Below are 16,124 nucleotides of genomic sequence, written 5' to 3'. Positions count from 1 at the left end.
GGTGTGGCTGTCATCGCATGCTGGACCCACGTAAAAGCCCTGACTATCACGGGGTGTTGATAGTCAGGGCCAGAGGGTGACGGTTGGTTATGCTCCCAGCCAGGAGCCGTAAGAAAGGAAGCTGTCGGGTAGCTGGCGCTTCGCGGCTTCCAGCCCGGCGTACGTCTCGCGCACCGTGGGGTGATATCGCGCCTGTTGAGGTGCGGCCTTGCGGGAGGCCAAGAGGTTGGTGAACGCGGCGTCGATGTCGCCTGTCCACATCTGTGCACGAGCGAGCTCGGCGTAGTGGTGGCTGCGGCGCGAGGCCGGCCAGTCCTTCGGGAAGCGGACGGTGCGGCCTGATGTGACGGCATCTCCGTACTCGTCGAGTTCGGCGGCGACGCTCACCCGGTGTACGGCCACGTTGGTCGGACCGAAACTCAACCAGTGCACCTTGACGGCCTCGCCGGTCTGCCCGGCCATGCGCTCGGCCTCCGCCAAGTGCCCGTCTGCGCGGCCCTTATCGTGTGCTCGACCGGCCATAACGGCTGCACCCAGATGCAGTTGCCCGGTGACGACGTCGCGTTCGCGGCCTGGGTCTGCCTGTTCCAGGATGCTCAGCCCCATGTCCACGAGGCGTTCACCGGTGCGGAATTGTCCCTCGCGTAGGTACGTCAGGGCGCGCATGTAGCGGTACATGCCGCCGAATACGGCGTCCGAGGCGCGGTGGGCCGCCCAATCCATTCGGGATAGGGCGATTGCGGCGAGGTCGGCGAAGCCTAGCTTCGTCGCAACGTCGTAGGCCGTGCGGTAGGTGCTCGCAAGGAGCAACCAGCCTTCGGACGTGGCGGAGCTGTGCGCTGCGGTGGTGACCTCCTGAATCAGCCCTGACACCCGACTCGCAACGTGCTTGATCTCCCCGGCGCGGACCGCAACGAGGAGCTCCTCGGCATCGTCTGCGAGGAGTTGGTGCGGTCGTGGATGGATGTCCGGGTCCGGTCCTAGGTCGTAGACGTCAAGTGCCTCGCGAATGGGGCGTATCAAGACGTCCAGCTCATCGGCTCGCAGCTCGGTCATGTACGGCTGGCCGGTGATGGTGGAGACGTCCACACGCATTGCGCGGGCCACGCTGGCAATGACGTGAGGACTGGCAGCGATTACGCCCTGCTCGGTCTTCGTGAGGGTGCTGTATGGCACCTGAGAGAGGTCTGACAGAGCGCGTTGGGTGAGGTGGCGCTCTAGTCGCAGACGCTTGATGCGAGTGCCGGTGTGGTCATGAGGTAGAGCGTGCATGCTGGCTGGCTCCTGTCTGACTCGACGCTTGAACGGTACCCGTTCGGCTTCGCAGAAGGCTTGCCAGCACAGCGAAAAGCCCCCTCCGCCCTGAGGCGGAGGGGGCAAGAGTTCAGTGGAGGAGTTGCCAGGCGGTCAGGGACAGGCTGATGACGGCGACGAGTGCGGTGAGAGAGGGGAGCGGCCAGCGGTTCCGCTCCAGGGCCTCGACGCGGGTGTCGAGGTCGTCGAGGGCGCGGTCGGTCTGTTCGCCGCGTTGCACGAGGAGGGCGAGGGAGCCGTCGACGCGGGCGAACCCCTCGGCCATGGTCCCGCGCAGTCGCTCCAGCTCGACCGCAACGGACGGGCCCGGCGAAGGGTCGCTCACCGGCTCCCCCCTCGCGTGCGGTCGAGGCCGAGCAACTCGTCGTCGCGGTGTGGAACCGCGCGCAGCCACCGGGGCAGTAGGTTCTCGACCACCGGCAGGGCCATCACACGCGTGATGCCACCGGCGACGGCAAGCGCGACACCGATGCCGGCTGCGGTCTGGGGGATGCCTGCGGCCTCGATGATGAGCGGGAGTCCGGCGGCGAGGGCGAGCACGGTCTGCACCACCGTGCGGATGGTGCGGCGAGCGGCGTCGGTCATGGGGGTACCTCATTCCGTAGAAGGTGAAGGGGGGAAGTGGGCCGCCCGCGGGCGGCGAGCGGCCCGTCGGGCGACGGCAGGAGTCAGGCCTTGGGGACCTTGAGGGCGGCCCACTGCTGCGGGCCGGGCCACCCGTCGCAGTACTCGGGGGCGTCGCCGAGCTTGCGCTGCCACTTCCGGAAGGAGGCGCGGTCGGCGGCGGTCCACCGGGGTCCGGGACCTTCGGCGTAGGCGGAGCAGCCTTCGGCGACCAGGCGGTGGCCCATGGCGGTGACGATCGGCGAGCGCGGACTCGTCTTGAACCACTTCTCGCCGGGGAACGGCTCGAACTGCCGTGGGGGCTCCGGGTTGCTGCCGCCGGGGCGCGGGGCGCCCTGCTTGACCCACGCGTACAGGGGTCCGCCGGGGCATGCGGTCGGGTAACCGTCGCGGTGGCCCTTGATCTCGCGTCCGGCGTCGCCGCTGGAGCGCAGCCACTCGACGGCGTCGCGCAGTCCGGCGAGTTGGGCGTCGGTCGGCTTGGTCAGGCCGGAGTTGCCGAGCATGGCGCACACCGCGTAGTGCGCCGAGTTCAGCGTGGCGTTGCCGTTGGCGCCAGTCTTCTTGTGGGTGCCGCGTCCCTCGTACACGTAGCCGTGCGGGCAGACGAGGGCGTTGTACGCGATGTCGGAGTAGTTCTCCTGGGTGTTGGCGAGGTGGCTTGCCTGAAGGGCGCGCATCCGGGCCGCGCACTGCTTGTGGTTCTCCGGGCGCGCGAGGGACGCGGGGACGGACGTCCCTTCGTAATGGATCTTCACGCCGCGCGTGCTGCGTATGTAGGTCAGGTCGTAACGGGAGGGTCGGGCGCGCCACTGGGCACGCGTGACGAACTTCAAGGGCACTCCTTGGAGCAGGCATGAAAGAGCCCCCGGGCGCGGCGCGCGGGGGCGTACGGACGGTGCGGGTTCAGGTGAGGTCGGCGGCCGACGTGCTCGGCGATGTCGAGCTGTCGTTCATGGCGGCGTTGCCGGTCCATGTGGAGCCGCGGAAGTCGTTGCCGTAGCGGTGCACGAAGGTCACGCCCGCTTCGGCAGAGAAAGCGTGGATGGCCTCGGCGCCGCTGCCGTAGGGCCTCACCTTGTTGCCGGTGACGGTGACCGACGATGCGGGTGACGAGATCCGGATGCCGTAGTACGTGGCGTTCTTCGCCCGGCCGGGCGCGCGGACGTAGTTGGTCTTGAGGTGGATGTCGTTGCCGTCCGAGACGAGTAGCCCGGTCTGGCCGATCTCGCGGACCTGGTTGGCGGTTGCGCTGGAGTGGTCGCAGCGGGTCAGGGCGATGCCGTTGGCGTCTATGCCCCACGCCTGGTTGCCGGTCACGGTCAGGTTGCCGCTGTCACCGGCGGATATGCCCGTGCCGGTGACGTTGGTGATCACGTTGGGGCCGATGGTGGCGCGGCTGGTGCGCTGGACGCGGATGCCGTTCTGTCCCTTGGCGTTGCCGTCGAGCGTGTTGCCGGTGACGGTCAGGTTCAGGATCAGGCCGGAGGTTTCGCCGAGTGCGGTGATCACGTCGTCGTAGCCGGTGCCGCCGCGGAAGGTGTTGCCGGTGACGGACAGATTCCTCATGTCCTGCGAGGCGTTGGTCTGCGTGCCGTCGGGCAGCTTGGTGTCTTCCTTGTCGGTGAGGATGACCGTGCGGAGCCGTACTCCGGAGCCGCACCCCTGGAACGTGCAGGCGGTGACGTTGGAGTCTTCCCAGTTGTAGGCCGAGACTGCGTACTGCGGGATGTCCTCGAACGTGCACCCAATGATCTTGATGCGGCGGTGCCACCGGGTGATCGTCGCCGAGTGCGAGCCGATCCCGCGCGGCCATGCCGTCGTGCCCGCGGTGCCGGACGCCCCGAAGTAGCAGTTACGGATGGTGATGTCTTCGGCGGCCGCGTGATCGTATGGGCCGAAGCCACCGAACACTCCGCTGCTCTTGGCCAAGTCGACCTGCACAGCCTCGCTGAAATCCCGCTGGCCAGTGTCGACGTACCCGAGGAAGCGGCAGGTGTCGATGGTGCCGCGCTTGGTCGAGTTGAGCTCGATGGCGTGGTACCCGGCAACGTCACGGATTTCGAGGTCGCGGATGGTGATGTCGCGGGCGTGGCCGATGCTGATGCACATGGCGGGCGCCTTCAACCCGGGGGCGGAGCCCTGGCAGTCCCAGATGCCGCCCTCCACCACGATGTTGCCGTGCCCGGTGTACCCGCCGAAACCTTGCCCCGGGTCACCGTTGATCAGCATCGTCTCGGCGATGCCGCGCACGAACCTGGCGCCCGGCAGCAGCGTCAGCCTTGTGTTGCGGTAGATGCGCAGGGGGAGGCTGGCGAGCAGGTACGTGCCGGGTGGCACCACGATCCATCCTCCGCCGAGCAACTTCGCTGCGGTCAGGGCGGCTTGGATGCCGGGGGCGTCGTCGACCGTGCCGGACCCGGTTGCCCCGTACGAGGTGACGGTCAGCGACTCCGACAGCCGCTCCAGCATGTATTGCAGGCGCCCGGCGGTGACCTGCATGCCGGGCACCCACTGATCGATGGGCGTGGACAGGGGCGACTTCCCTTCACAAGGCGACGAGCGCGGGGCGGGCGAGCTGCACGGCGGCGCCCGCGCGGTGGGGCAGTGCGACGTCGTTGGTCGCGCGGGTCACGGTGAGGACCTGCTCGCCGGGGCGTGCCCCCGGGCCAACTGCGGTGATGTCGAGTTGTTCGCCGCCGATGCGGACCGGAATCGGGTACAGGGCCGGGGCGGTGGCGCTGGTGGGCCAGGGCGGGCCCGCGGCGGTGCGCACGGTGATCTGTGTGGTGGTGGTGTCGGCGTCGGCGGTGAGCTCGACGGCGTCGGGCCCGGCGGTGGCGTACTCGGCGTGGTCGGTGGTGGCGACCAGCCACGGCCCGCCGGGCGAGCACGAGAACTCGATCTCCCAGGCGCGCGGGGCGAGCACTTCGGTGTAGCCCTCGACGATGAGCTCGACGCGCTCGGGCGGGAGCCATGGGGGCGGGTGGGTGATGGTGAGGCGGTCGCCGACGTCGACCGTGGCCACCGGTCCGACGAGGTGCGGTGCCTCGTGCAGGGCGACGGACACGGCCGGGTAGCGGGGTGCGTCCCAGGTGCCGCGGTGCAGCCGCCACCACGCCATGGGCGCGCATTGCACGTCGTCGGCGAGGGCCAAGGAGACCTGTTCGGCGTACCGGCCGATGCCCTGCGGCGGTGGCTGCACCGAGAGAGGGCCGTCCTCGCGCACCGCGCGGGCGAAGCTGCCTCCGGTGCGCTGCACGGTGATGTCGTTACGCGTGGCCTGATCGTCGTCGACGGGTTCGAGGGGAGCCTCGACCTCGCGCTCGGCGTAGTCCAGGGTGAGCGCGACGGGCTGTGTGTAGTGGGTGGCGCGGGTTCGGTAGGCCAGGCCGAGACGCTCGCGCGGCTCGTAGAGGCGGCCGTCGTCGGCGTCGGCGACCTCCTGCCACAGGTCGAGGAGCGCGGCGACGCGCTGCGCGCCCACACGTGTGGCAAGGGCGCCGGTCCGGCCGGTGGAGTCGAGCGGGATCTGTTCCTCGCGGGCGAGGCGCTCAAGGCGCGCTCCCGCGCCCTCACCTGCCCACGCGATCATGGCTGACCCGGTGTTGGCGTAGGCGTTGAGGCGGGTGGCGAGGACGACGTGGCCGACCGCGAGCTCGCCGGAGGCGTCGCCGCCCATGCTGATGTGGGTGATTCGGCCGGACGCGCCGCTCACGGTCGTGCCCGACCACTGCGGTACACCGCCCCCGCCGGTCATCGACCAGGTGTCGACGTCGAGGTAGTACAGGCGCCACCCGGTGGAGATGCCGCGGTCTTCGAGGTCGAGTCCGAGCGTGAGGCGGCGTCCGGCGAGGGTGTCGCCGCCACCGACCAGGCGCACCAACTCGACGCCCCCAAGCGTCCGGCCGTACAGGCTCAGTCGTTGGTCGGGGCGCAGGGTGATGGTCCAGCGGGCGACGAGCCCGGTCGAGGCCACCGTGCACAGCGGGATCTCATGCTCGGGCGGCGTCTGGGGGATGACCACGACCACGCGGAGCGCGGTCTCGGTGGTGAGCTTGTAGCGGGGCACGGTGGCGGTGAGCGCGCCCTCGCCGAGGGTGGGCAGCGCATCGGAGGCTGCATACCCGCTGTAGGCGGCCGGACGTACCCCGGGGACGCTGATGCGCATCGGGGCGGCGCCGGGCAGAGCGGAAGCGAACTCCGAGGCTTCTGCCCCGTCTTCGAGCGGCCAGTACGCCACGATGCTCGTGCGCGAGGGGTGGGTGAATTCGCGGCGCATCGACGAGTGCAGGGGTGCGGCGCCTTGGCCCAGGCGGCGCAGGATGCCGGCCGCTTGTACGGGCACGGTGACGTCGTGCGGGGTGCCCCAGCGCATGGGCCATGCCGGGACCTCGCCCACGAAGCGGATCAGGCGCGGGCTCGCGGGGTCGGGCTGGATGGAGACGCGTACGGGGGTGTTGCGGCCCAGGAGCCCGTATAGGTCTGAGCGGGGATTGCGGGGCGAGTAGCGGCCCGACCTGTTGTCGAGGACGAAGGAGCACGTTGACGCGTCGGTGCGGGCGCCTTCGTCCGGGCGCCCGCGCGTGATCGTGATCGGCGACTGGGTGAACACGTGCGCGGTGATGTCCACCCACGCGGCGCCGAGCAGCAGTTCGACGCGCGCGCCGAGCGCGGAGTCGGGGAACGCCACAGGCTCACCCCCGCTCATGTGCCGAAGGCTGTCTGTACGCTGCCGCGGCCGTCGACGCGGACCATGCGGCGGATGACCCTCTTGAACTCGGCGTCGGCGCCGGTGACGTCGAGGACCAGGCGCCCGCCGTCGGCTCCCCCTGCTGTACGCGGTGCGGTGGCTGCGTAGGCGGCGGCGGTGGCCTGTCCGGGGGTGGGGGTGGCGACGAGGGTGCGCATGGTGCGGTCGATGGCGGGGGCGCCTGCCTCGATGCCCTCGACGATGCCCGCGGGAATCCAGCGCCCGACTTCATCCGCCATGAGGCGTGAGGGGCTTCCGATCCGCAGGGCCCGGGCGACCGGGCCGGGGATGACGGATTTCGCCCATCCGGTGATCGTGCTCTTCAGCCACCCGCCCATGGAGCGGATGCCGGCCCATAGACCGCGCACGACGTCGCGGCCGTGCCCGCGGAGCAGTCCGCCGAGGGAGCCGATTCCGGCGGCGATGCTCCGGGGGAAACCGCGCGCCCACGCCAGGAAGGCGGTCGCCTGTTGCCCGGCGGCCGAGCGGAAGGCACCGAAGCCTCGGGAGGCTGCGCCGCGGAGCGTGCCGGGCAGGCCAGCGAGCGCGGACGCGGTACGGCTCGGCAGTCCGCCGAGCCACGACGTCAAGCTGCTGATCTTCTCGGTGGCGGTGTCCTTGACTCCGCCGAACCAGGCGGCGGCTTTGCCCGGCAAGCTGCCGAACCACGCGAGCGTGGTGTCGATGGCGGCGACCGCCGCACTCGCCGCGGACCGGATGAGCCCCCACGCGGCCGACCACGCCTGTTGGAACCAGTCGGTTTTGGTCGCGATGATCACGATGGCCGCGACGAGGGCGACAATCCCGGCGATGATCCAGAACACCGGCGAGGCATACATGGACGCGTTCAAGGTCCACTGAGATGCGGTCCAGATCCTGTTGCGGACGGCGACGACGGTCTGCGCGATGGCCCAGGCCTTCGAGGCCACGGTCACCGCGCCGATCGCCACCGCAAGCGCGGTCAGGACCGGGGTGGGGGTGGCGCTGACGATCTGCGCCAGGACGAGCGCGATCTGCGTTCCCACGCCGATGAGCGGGCCGAGCGCGACGAGCAGATCAAGGGAGGCCCCGGCGAGACTGCCGAGGGTTTCGCCGCCCTCGTCCGCCAGATTGAGGAAGTGCTCGAACCCCTCGGACCCGGCAAGGCTGCTGCCCCAGTTGGCGAACGCCCCGGACATGTCCACCAGTCCGCCAGTGATCCCGGCGGAGGCAGGCAGGAAGGCTTGCAGCAAGCCACCGAAGCCCACGCCGAGGTTCTTGACGACGGCCAGCAGGTCCCGCAGTGCGGGCCCGGAAGCCGCGGCCGTGTCCGTGGCCCACTCCTTGAAGCGGGCAGACTCGACCCCTTCCTCGACGTCGTCGAGGAAAGACGAGAACGCCCCAGACGCGGCCTCGACGAACGGGGTCAAGGTCGGGAGCAGACCACGCAGGGTCGTGATGCCCTTGGTGACGACGGGCATCGTGGTGGCGCTGAGCGCGTCCGACCACTGCTGATAGTCCGACTTCAGGCCGAGGAACGCGCGCGCCGTCTGCTGTGTGGCGGGCGGTAGTTCGGCGAGCGCCGCGGTGTAGGCGGCCTGTTTCTCGGCGGCATCGGCCGCGCCCTCGGCCGCCGCCTTCTCGGCTTCCTCGGCGAGCTTGGCGACCTCCTGTACGCCATCCATCTGCGGCCCGACCGCAGCGGAGAAGGCTTTGACGGCCAGCCCTGCGGCGGCGGCGCCCGCGGCCAGCCCGCCGAGCGCGGCCGTGGCCGCGGCGACCGCGGGCACGGCCGCGCCGAGCACTCCGAAGCCAACTGCAGCACGCAGCGCACCGGAGCGGACGCCGTCGCCGAGCTCGCCGCCCATGGCCGCACCCTGGGCGGCAAAACGCCCCCGAAGATCCCGAAGCCATCCGCTGGCAGACCTGGCGAGGTCACTGAGACCGGCCTCGGTCCGGGCGATCCCGCGCCGCGCGCCGGAGTCGTCGAGGTTGATGACTCCGAACAGTTCGCCGATACGCAAGACCACGGGCGCCCACCTCCCGTCGGGTGTCAGGACGTGGGCGCAGTAATTCCTACATGCGGTCCTAGCAGAGTGGCGCGTGGAGAGATTGGCCCCGATTTACGGGGGTGAAGCTTCCCCTTATGAGTTATCTCAGATCGTTGCCGACTCTAAGAATATAGGAGTATGCAGTGACAGGGCGAGGTGCGGTAGAGAGTGTGGCGGCCGCAGCGGAAGCAGCGAGCAAGGCGCCTATAAGGTCGCCTTGCTTCGCAGTCCATGTTGCACCAATGGCAGCCAGGCCAGTCGCGACAGATGTCCGTCGGAGCCACTGACGTGTGGCTCGTTTCAGCCCTTCCTCCTCTTCCTGAATCTGCCGAGAGCGCTCTCGAACCTCTTGTTGAAAGTGCGAGTCGGAGAGGTTGCCGTGCATATGGACTAGTTCGCGCAAGCCCTTGGCGTAAGCGCGAAATTCTGTCCTGTGCTGAGCTCGGAAATCTAGTACTTCGTCGAGAGGGACGGTGGATAAATCTGCGCCAGCCCCACGTAAATCCGAGGTTATTATCTGGCCGGGACGAAAAGGTCTGTTAGTGCTAGGTGGGTGTTCAAATGGGCGGCTAAGAGAGCAGTGAAGCCATCTGGAGGCTTCCGAGTGCCCTGAATCGGAAACTGGCGAGAGTGTAATTTCGCCAAGCGACTGAATGTCGCTTTGGAGAGCTTTACAGTAGGCCATGAAGATCAAGAGTCGGGCGGTTGGCTCGACGTCGTAAAGTCGCGAATCTATCCAGAACCGATCTGCGTCATAGGTGTGGCGCGAGGCGATTCCTCGTCTGATCAGCATCTGAGTTAGCCGATCTGCTTCGGTTCCCGAATTCACCCCCCAGTTGAAATGCCCGATCTCGCTATATCCGGCATCTGGGTCCGGTATGAAAGTTTCTAGGATTCGATAAAGATCTTCCGATAGATTGCGGGCTGTGGACGGCTGGAGCGCTGTTTCTGGCGGCAGATTTACCAGAAGTCGCTTTTCGTGTAGCGGCTGCGCGAGATCGGGGCTCATGCGTATAAGCCGCTCTGCGATGTCGTGAGGCAGTGATAGTGCGACGCCGTCAAAGAATAGAAGCATCGATTTCATGAAATTAGATGAATTCGAAGGCCATAGCCAGCCGTGTGGATAGTAGGCATATTCTTTGGAGGCGTCTCGCTGTAATCCCAAGGTGTCCTCCGTGGAATTTGCGAAGCCCGTCGATAGCCGGAGTTGATCTGGGGTTTCTGCCTTAGATTCTATGGTCTCGATGCGTCTTCGTGTTAGGGTTCAGCAAAGTATCTTGCTCGGGAACTAGTGCACGGGGCTACCGGTCGGTGCTCGGTGCGAGGTGGCGGGCGAGTCGGGAGTCGGCCGACAGCAGACCGAGGACGCGCACGCGGAGCCATCGCCAGGAGCGGGAGCGCATCATGTGCGGGTCGCCGAGATCGATTCCGTATGTCTCGTGCAGGTCCGCCTCGATCAGCGGCCATTCGTCGAGGAGTTGAGCCCAGGTCAGCGACGGCGCTTGCGCGCGCGGGGCCGTGCCGGGCGGGTACTCGTACCACTCGTAGAGCCCTGAGGCTGCGTCGTATTCGCCCCGTCCGAGCGGCGCTGCTGCCGGTTGGGCGGGGTCAGGCGGTTTGGGTCGCCGCCCGCGGACCAGACGCGTTCAGCCGTCGCCTTGTCGTGGACGATCCACGTGATGACGGTCTGCGCGGCTGCCTTGAGGGCGGGGAAGTTGACGTTGTCGGCCCGCATCGTGTCGTAGGCGGTTCCGAGCAGGTCGCGGTACAGGGCCTCTTCGTCGGCGTCGCCGAGGAGTTCGGTATCGACGTCGGCACCGTTGGCGACCTTGGCGGCGGCCCGCATGAGGCGCTGCACGCGCACCCCGGTGTCGGCCGACGGCGGAGGAATGGTGTAGCTGCGGTTGCCGATCGGCAGCACAAGAGGTTCGTTCAGGAACTCGTCGATGGCTTCACATGCCACTACGCGGCCCTCCTCGTCTTGTCCGTGGTCGGCGGCTCGTCGGCTGTCGGGGCGAGCGTGCCGCCGGAGGGCGGGGCAACGGGGTTGGCGATCTTCCGACGCGGCCCCTTACCGGTCAGCGTGGCCTTGACGGTGTCGAGGTCGTCCGGGGCTCCGCCTTCCGGCTCCCAGGTGACCAGGGCGAACCCCTCGTACGCCTCGTCGCGGCCCTCGCGGTCGAAGTAGCGCACGTGCACGCGGGAGGCCGCACCGAACGACTCGGACGCGAGCCGCAGCCGCTCTTGGGCGGGGTTGAAGACGCGGGTTTCGGGGTGGCAGCGGTGGGCGAGCTTGGTCTCGATGGACCATGCGAGCTCGGTCACCGTGGAGTCGGCCCACCCCTCGTCGTCGTAAGTGGTGCTTTTCTGCTGCGTCGGCTCGACCTTCGGCGCGAACTCCAGAACGCCCGGGATGAGGGTCCACGCCGGTGTGGTGGTACCGGTGTTGAGTTCGAGCCGGTAGCGCCTGGCCAAGGCGGTCTCGGTCTCAGCCGGTGGTGTGGGCGTACTCAAGGGGGAGGGTCCTCCTATTCGAGGCGTGAGTGCGGCCGGTGGCCGCGAACGCGGTAGTTGCTGGTGCGCTCAAAGCGGCCGACGGGATCGGCGCCGAGCGAGGCGGCAGAGACGCGGTGCGCGAGCGTGATCCGGACCGTGGCGAGGGCGAGGTGCCGCAACCCGTGCAGGACGGCGAACACCTGCTCGTCGAGGGCAGCGGCCTCGCGCGGATCGGTCCCGGCGCGGGTGCGCACCTGCACGGCGAACGCGGTGTCGGTCAGGGCGGGGGATTCCTCGGCGGCGTAGACGGTCAGGCAGATGACGCGGTCGGGCTGCTCGGGCATGACGGTGTCGGTGAGCGCGGTCTCGCCCGCCGCGTACACCCCATCGGGCCGGTAGGCGGCGACCTGGTGCTCGGCGAGCAGCCGCGCGAGACCGTCGACGACTTCGGCGACGGCGCTCACCGGAGCGCGCGCCGTACCTGCGCGGCGATGATCGCCTTGACCGTGGCGGCCTCGTCCGCCATCGGGCGTTCGAGGTACTTCGCGGACCGTCCGGGCGCGTGCCGGTAGGTGAGCTCTTCGTGCTGCCGGATCGCGTACGGGGTGTCGAAGGAGACGGCGGAGGTCAGGTCGGCCTCGTCGACGGATGCGGTCCCGGAGCGTTCCAGGGTGGCCTCGTCGAGGGGGACGAGCTTGCGTGCCTCGGCGAGGACGTGCTCGGCGGCGAGCCGCAGTCCGCGCACGGCACCCTCGCGGGTGGCGCGCAGGGCCGCGTCGCCGCTGAACGTGAGGCGGGTGCGCTGGGGGCTCATTCGCACATCACCTCCGTGCAGGCCGGGACCGGCAGGCCGGGCGCGGTGTGGTGCGCGACCGTGATGGCGGTCGTGGTGCGCCCGGTGGGCAGGGTGAGGCGGGAGCCGGGCGGGCACACGAGGCCGGGCTTGGCGATCACCTGTGCGGTCGAGGTGACGTGGCGCCCGTCCGGGGCGCGGACTTGGCGCACGGTCTCGGCGACGAGCGCGGGCACATCGGCAACGGCCGGCCCGAACCTTTTGCCGTACGCGGAGTCGCCGAGATACGGCTCGACGACGACACGGTGCCGCAGCAGAAACCGCGGCACGCTCACCACGCGATCACCCGCCCCGGGGTGAGTCCGGCCCGGCGCAGCGCGCGCACGGCCCGCGGGGCGAGCTCAGCCTCGCCGGTGGCCGACGAGGTCCTGCTGCGCCCGGACAGGGACACAGGGCCGATCGAGACGGAGTCCCAGACCCCGCCCGCTCCGGTCCCGTCGTCCCCACTGGTGATCCAGTACTCGACCTGCGCGCAGACGGCATCGCTGAGTGCGGCGGCGATGCGCGGGTCAGTGGGGTTGCCGTCGTCGTCGCCCTGATAGACGGCGGTCAGCAGTGCCGAGTCGAGGTCCTCGCCCGCGCGGGCGAGCAGCCGCACGGCGTCCGCTGGGGCGGGGGTGCCGAGCCATGCGGCGAGCTGTTCGGGGGTGGCGTAGGGGCGGCGGACCAACGGCTCACCCCCTCTTGGAGCGGGCAGCAGAGCGGCCCGCCGGTTTGTCCGGTGGGCCGTCGGGAACCTCCTGCACGATGGTCGGCGGCGGGTCGTCGCCGAGTGGCTCAATGCGGTATCCGGCGCCTTGGCAGTAGCCGATGACGGCCGGGTCGCTGGTGGTGGCGGTGCCGTCGACGAACAGCAGCCCGCCCGGCCCATCGCCGGTGTAGTCCTCGATGGGAGCGGTAATGCGCATCGTGTTCACGAGCATCACGCGCTCTTGATGTTGCGGAAGACACCGGCCGCCTTCGTCGCCTTGAGTACCGGGGCGAGCGGACCCATTTCGACTTCGCCCGTCTTCACAGCGCCCGCCTGGCCGAACTCGGGCAGCCACGTGGACACCAGCGGGGCGCCCCCGCCGACACTCGCCCCGTGGAACCCATCGAGCCCGTACCGCACGGCGTACAGGTCACCGAGTCCGGTCACGTTCCCGCCGCTACCGGCGCCGTCCGGGTCGCGGGTGACGAGGCCGATCACGTCGGTGTTGCTTCCCGCCTTGCTCTTGAGGTCGGTCAACGGGATGCCGTTGTAGGCGACCACGGGGCGGCCGAACGCATCGGTCGTGCGGTCGAGTTGGTCGCACCAGGCGGCGATGCGCTTGAACAGCGCGAGCGTCTTGCGGTTGCCGTAGATGACATCCGGGGTGTCGTCGAGGGTGGCGAGCCAGTTGTCGATGTGCGTCTGCGCGACGAGCGCGGCGGCCTTGTCGTTGATCGCCGTCCAGTCGACGAATCCGGCGGGGACGCCGTTGTTCAGCGGCAGGTACTCGGTCGAGCTCCCGGTGAGGATCTTCGACAATCCGTCGAACCCGTTGGTCTCGACGGCCTTGTCGCCGTTGATCACGGCGTCGGCGAACTTGGCGCGGCTCGCCTTGATGAGCTGCTGCATGTTCAGCGTCACCGCGCCCGAGGCGGCCGGGCCGATACGCGAGATCACCCGGTCGATGCGGAAGCTGCCGCCAAGCGGCGTGAGCTCGGTGTCGTAACGCCGGGTCTCCACCTCGGCCGGGGCGTACTCGGTGTTCAGCGCACGGAACTCCGCGGTGCGCTGCGTGATCAGGCGCCGGTACCCGTACGTCAGAGTGTCGCCGCCGGTCGGGGAAACGACGTTGTCGAAGGTGAGGCGGTCGAGGATGTCGCTCGACTTCCGGAACTCGTCGATCACGTTCACGTCGACGTCGTCCTGCGCGTTGTTGCGCGCCTCGGTAAGGGATGTGGGCAAAGCGTTTCTCCTAGGTCGTTCAGGCGCCGCTCATGTGGGCGGCGACGGCGTCGTGCAGGGTGGCGGCGCGGCGCTCGCCCGCAGGGGCGCCGTTGAACTCGGCTCCACCACGGGTCGGTTGTGCGGCGGGGCGGTACAGGTCGGGGTCGGTGTCCACGGCCGCTTTGATCGCGGTGGCGAGCTGTTCGTCGAACTTCCCGTCGCCTGGGTCGAGGGCGGCGAGGGCGGCGGCGAAGCTGCGGGAGTTGAGCAGCCGGTCGGCCCGCGCGCCCTGTGCTGCTGCGGCCTTGTAGGCGGCGAGCTCGACCTGCGCGGCGCGCAGATCGGCGGCGGCCTGGCCGAGTTGCTTGTCGCGGTCGGCGACCGAGGCGGCGAGCGCGGCCGGGTCCTGCCCGCCCTGCTCGGCGCCCGGGTTGAGCGCCTTGTTCACCGCGTCGAGTGCGGCGCGCAGTTGGTCGCGCTCGGCGGCGGCCTCGTCCGCGCGCTTGGTGACGTCGGCGAGCTGCTGCTCGGCGGCGGGCGGCTCCGGGGGACCGGCAGGCGGGGCGCCGGGGGCGGTGCCCGGGTCGCCGCCCTCGCCCGAGCCGCCCTGGATAGGCCAGATCGGGCGGCCGTCGCGCCGATAGCCGAGGGCACGCAGCCCATTGCGGGGGTGGGTGGGCAGGGAGTTGACGAGGGAGCGTTCAGGCATGGTTGGTTGTCCCTTCGAGGCAGGGATAAAAGGGATTTGAGTTATTTCGAGTTAGCTGAGTGAGGGCTTTTTTTCGCCAGTAAAGTGTCGAGGTTGACGTGGTCTCTAATGCGCAGTAAAAAGACCTAAAAGGCACATTCGGGTTGAGGGGGGAGTGATCAATGGTGAGTAGAATTTCCGCAGCTCAGGAAGGGCCCCTTTGGGATCTGGCGGTCCAACGCGGAACGGTGGACCCTGAGTTTCGCAAGAAACTTGTAGAGCGGCCTGGCGAGGCACTGCAAGAACTGGGGATCTCGGTCGAAGGGCTCGAAATCACCGTCCACGAATGGGATGAACGCACGCGAATCCTCGTACTTCCCCCGCTCGTGCCAGGGGTAGAAGAAGCGGCGGAGGCTCCTCGGGAGCCCTTATCGCCAATCGGTGAGAATCCACCCTCGGCCCCAATGGTCGGAATCGCTGCTTGCGCTCTTTCTGATCCCAGCGATGACCGCGTCAACTATGGCCTCGAAGTGCCAGTTGGAGGCTGAGTGATGGCGCAGTTGACGAACAACGTCTGGGGTGTCGTCCTCATACTCGAGCACGAGGATGTAGCGGCCGCAGTTGAAACCTCCAACCGGGGCGGCGATTTATCTGCTCTATTGGCAAGCAAGGTGCCAGGAATACCGGCACTCGTGCTAGCCGTCGTCGCAGCTTACCTTCGCGGTCAAGCTGCCCTTATGCAGCAACTCGACAGGGGTAACGGCGTCTATCTGACTATGCCCTACTTTGCCCCGGGCCTCGTGGTTCCCACCACGCGTCCTGTTCAAGCAATCGGGCTGCCGGCGGACTGGGCGACTCGCCCTTCTGGAGATTTCAAGACCGAAGATTCGGCCGACCTGATCTCCTACACGATCACCCCCAACGCCATCGGCGCTGACGCTATTGAATTCGTGCTGACTTCTGACAGCTCGGCTATGTGGCGGAAGACTCTCGTGATTCGAGACGGGCTGGGCTCGCAATGGGACGTGACAATTGACCCCAGTCAAGGAAACTTTACAGCGCAAAACGGCTTGTGGTCCGATCAAGTGAAGAACAATCAGCAATTCTCGCTGTGGAAGGCCAAGCAGTTCAGGATAATGGTCTGGGTTCTTGATTTCGGGAACCTGGATAATCTTCAGCCGGGGAGTCGAGTGACTTTCAAGTGGCTGCGAGACTGAACGCGGGTTTAGGGGTAAGTGCTCGGCATGTTTTCGTGAATATGCTGCGCGCTTGCCCCGTCGCTGTCTTAGCGTTCCTGTTGTTGTCATTGTTGATCTTCGCTCGCGACGTAGCCACGTATCCAGGCGAGGCGTAGCAGGCAGTCGGTGGGGTGTGGGCAGTCGGTCGACGGGCGGCCGCTCGATGCGGCCTCGCGGCCTGCTTGCTCGGCGTTGAGCATGTCCTCACGGAAT

The 16,124-nt window shown here is 68.2% G+C and carries 18 protein-coding genes; 1 reads left to right on the top strand and 17 read right to left on the bottom strand.

Annotated features, from left to right (window positions below):
• Positions 1-87: 87 nt before the first annotated feature.
• The 16 genes from ACZ6BG_RS13345 to ACZ6BG_RS13270 all read right to left on the bottom strand — a co-directional run bounded on the left by ACZ6BG_RS13345 (position 88) and on the right by ACZ6BG_RS13270 (position 14,694).
• Positions 88-1,272, bottom strand: coding sequence for a helix-turn-helix domain-containing protein (locus ACZ6BG_RS13345; protein ID WP_468999953.1), 1,185 nt, complete (start codon positions 1,270-1,272; stop codon positions 88-90).
• A 112-nt stretch (positions 1,273-1,384) separates the two neighbouring features.
• The gene (locus ACZ6BG_RS13340) at positions 1,385-1,639 is read right to left on the bottom strand and encodes a hypothetical protein (RefSeq protein WP_468999952.1); all 255 of its coding nucleotides are present in this window, start codon (positions 1,637-1,639) and stop codon (positions 1,385-1,387) included.
• Positions 1,636-1,899: a hypothetical protein gene (locus ACZ6BG_RS13335; RefSeq protein WP_468999951.1), complete on the bottom strand. Its 264-nt coding sequence runs from the start codon at positions 1,897-1,899 to the stop codon at positions 1,636-1,638. Before ACZ6BG_RS13335 ends, ACZ6BG_RS13340 begins: the two co-directional genes overlap by 4 nt.
• Positions 1,900-1,982: 83 nt before the next feature.
• Entirely contained in the window at positions 1,983-2,774 is a 792-nt protein-coding gene (locus ACZ6BG_RS13330; RefSeq protein WP_468999950.1) for a peptidoglycan-binding protein, read from the bottom strand.
• Positions 2,775-2,844: 70 nt separating this feature from the next.
• Positions 2,845-4,440 (bottom strand): right-handed parallel beta-helix repeat-containing protein, encoded by a 1,596-nt coding sequence (locus tag ACZ6BG_RS13325; protein WP_468999949.1) that lies wholly within the window; start codon positions 4,438-4,440, stop codon positions 2,845-2,847.
• A gap of 46 nt (positions 4,441-4,486) precedes the next feature.
• Positions 4,487-6,649 carry a hypothetical protein gene (locus tag ACZ6BG_RS13320; protein ID WP_468999948.1) on the bottom strand — a complete coding sequence of 721 codons (2,163 nt, stop codon included), beginning with the start codon at positions 6,647-6,649 and terminating at the stop codon, positions 4,487-4,489.
• Positions 6,646-8,700 carry a phage tail protein gene (locus tag ACZ6BG_RS13315; RefSeq protein ID WP_468999947.1) on the bottom strand — a complete coding sequence of 685 codons (2,055 nt, stop codon included), beginning with the start codon at positions 8,698-8,700 and terminating at the stop codon, positions 6,646-6,648. Before ACZ6BG_RS13315 ends, ACZ6BG_RS13320 begins: the two co-directional genes overlap by 4 nt.
• A 1,510-nt stretch (positions 8,701-10,210) precedes the next feature.
• Positions 10,211-10,684 carry a DUF7426 family protein gene (locus ACZ6BG_RS13310; protein WP_468999946.1) on the bottom strand — a complete coding sequence of 158 codons (474 nt, stop codon included), beginning with the start codon at positions 10,682-10,684 and terminating at the stop codon, positions 10,211-10,213.
• Entirely contained in the window at positions 10,684-11,235 is a 552-nt protein-coding gene (locus ACZ6BG_RS13305) for a phage tail tube protein (protein WP_468999945.1), read from the bottom strand. Before ACZ6BG_RS13305 ends, ACZ6BG_RS13310 begins: the two co-directional genes overlap by 1 nt.
• Before the next feature lie 14 nt (positions 11,236-11,249).
• Positions 11,250-11,681: a minor capsid protein gene (locus tag ACZ6BG_RS13300; RefSeq protein ID WP_468999944.1), complete on the bottom strand. Its 432-nt coding sequence runs from the start codon at positions 11,679-11,681 to the stop codon at positions 11,250-11,252.
• Positions 11,678-12,031: a hypothetical protein gene (locus ACZ6BG_RS13295; protein WP_468999943.1), complete on the bottom strand. Its 354-nt coding sequence runs from the start codon at positions 12,029-12,031 to the stop codon at positions 11,678-11,680. Before ACZ6BG_RS13295 ends, ACZ6BG_RS13300 begins: the two co-directional genes overlap by 4 nt.
• Entirely contained in the window at positions 12,028-12,339 is a 312-nt protein-coding gene (locus tag ACZ6BG_RS13290) for a hypothetical protein (RefSeq protein ID WP_468999942.1), read from the bottom strand. Before ACZ6BG_RS13290 ends, ACZ6BG_RS13295 begins: the two co-directional genes overlap by 4 nt.
• Before the next feature lie 2 nt (positions 12,340-12,341).
• A complete protein-coding gene (locus ACZ6BG_RS13285; protein ID WP_468999941.1) occupies positions 12,342-12,740 on the bottom strand; it encodes a head-tail connector protein in 399 nt (132 codons plus the stop codon).
• A 4-nt stretch (positions 12,741-12,744) separates the two neighbouring features.
• On the bottom strand, positions 12,745-12,996 hold the full coding sequence (locus ACZ6BG_RS13280; RefSeq protein WP_468999940.1) for a hypothetical protein: 252 nt from the start codon (positions 12,994-12,996) through the stop codon (positions 12,745-12,747).
• Complete coding sequence (locus ACZ6BG_RS13275; RefSeq protein ID WP_468999939.1) at positions 12,993-14,003, bottom strand: major capsid protein; 1,011 nt, start codon at positions 14,001-14,003, stop codon at positions 12,993-12,995. Before ACZ6BG_RS13275 ends, ACZ6BG_RS13280 begins: the two co-directional genes overlap by 4 nt.
• 19 nt (positions 14,004-14,022) lie before the next feature.
• The gene (locus ACZ6BG_RS13270) at positions 14,023-14,694 is read right to left on the bottom strand and encodes a hypothetical protein (RefSeq protein WP_468999938.1); all 672 of its coding nucleotides are present in this window, start codon (positions 14,692-14,694) and stop codon (positions 14,023-14,025) included.
• Positions 14,695-15,224: 530 nt separating this feature from the next.
• Between ACZ6BG_RS13270 and ACZ6BG_RS13265 the strand changes: the two genes are divergently transcribed.
• Positions 15,225-15,890 (top strand): hypothetical protein, encoded by a 666-nt coding sequence (locus ACZ6BG_RS13265; protein WP_468999937.1) that lies wholly within the window; start codon positions 15,225-15,227, stop codon positions 15,888-15,890.
• An 86-nt stretch (positions 15,891-15,976) separates the two neighbouring features.
• On the opposite strand, the gene ACZ6BG_RS13260 is transcribed toward ACZ6BG_RS13265, so the two are convergent.
• Complete coding sequence (locus tag ACZ6BG_RS13260) at positions 15,977-16,111, bottom strand: Rmf/CrpP fold protein (RefSeq protein ID WP_468999936.1); 135 nt, start codon at positions 16,109-16,111, stop codon at positions 15,977-15,979.
• Between the last annotated feature and the right edge of the window lie 13 nt (positions 16,112-16,124).

This window comes from Streptomyces sp. NPDC041205 (assembly GCF_055591765.1).
This window is presented reverse-complemented; position numbering and strand designations above follow the sequence as displayed.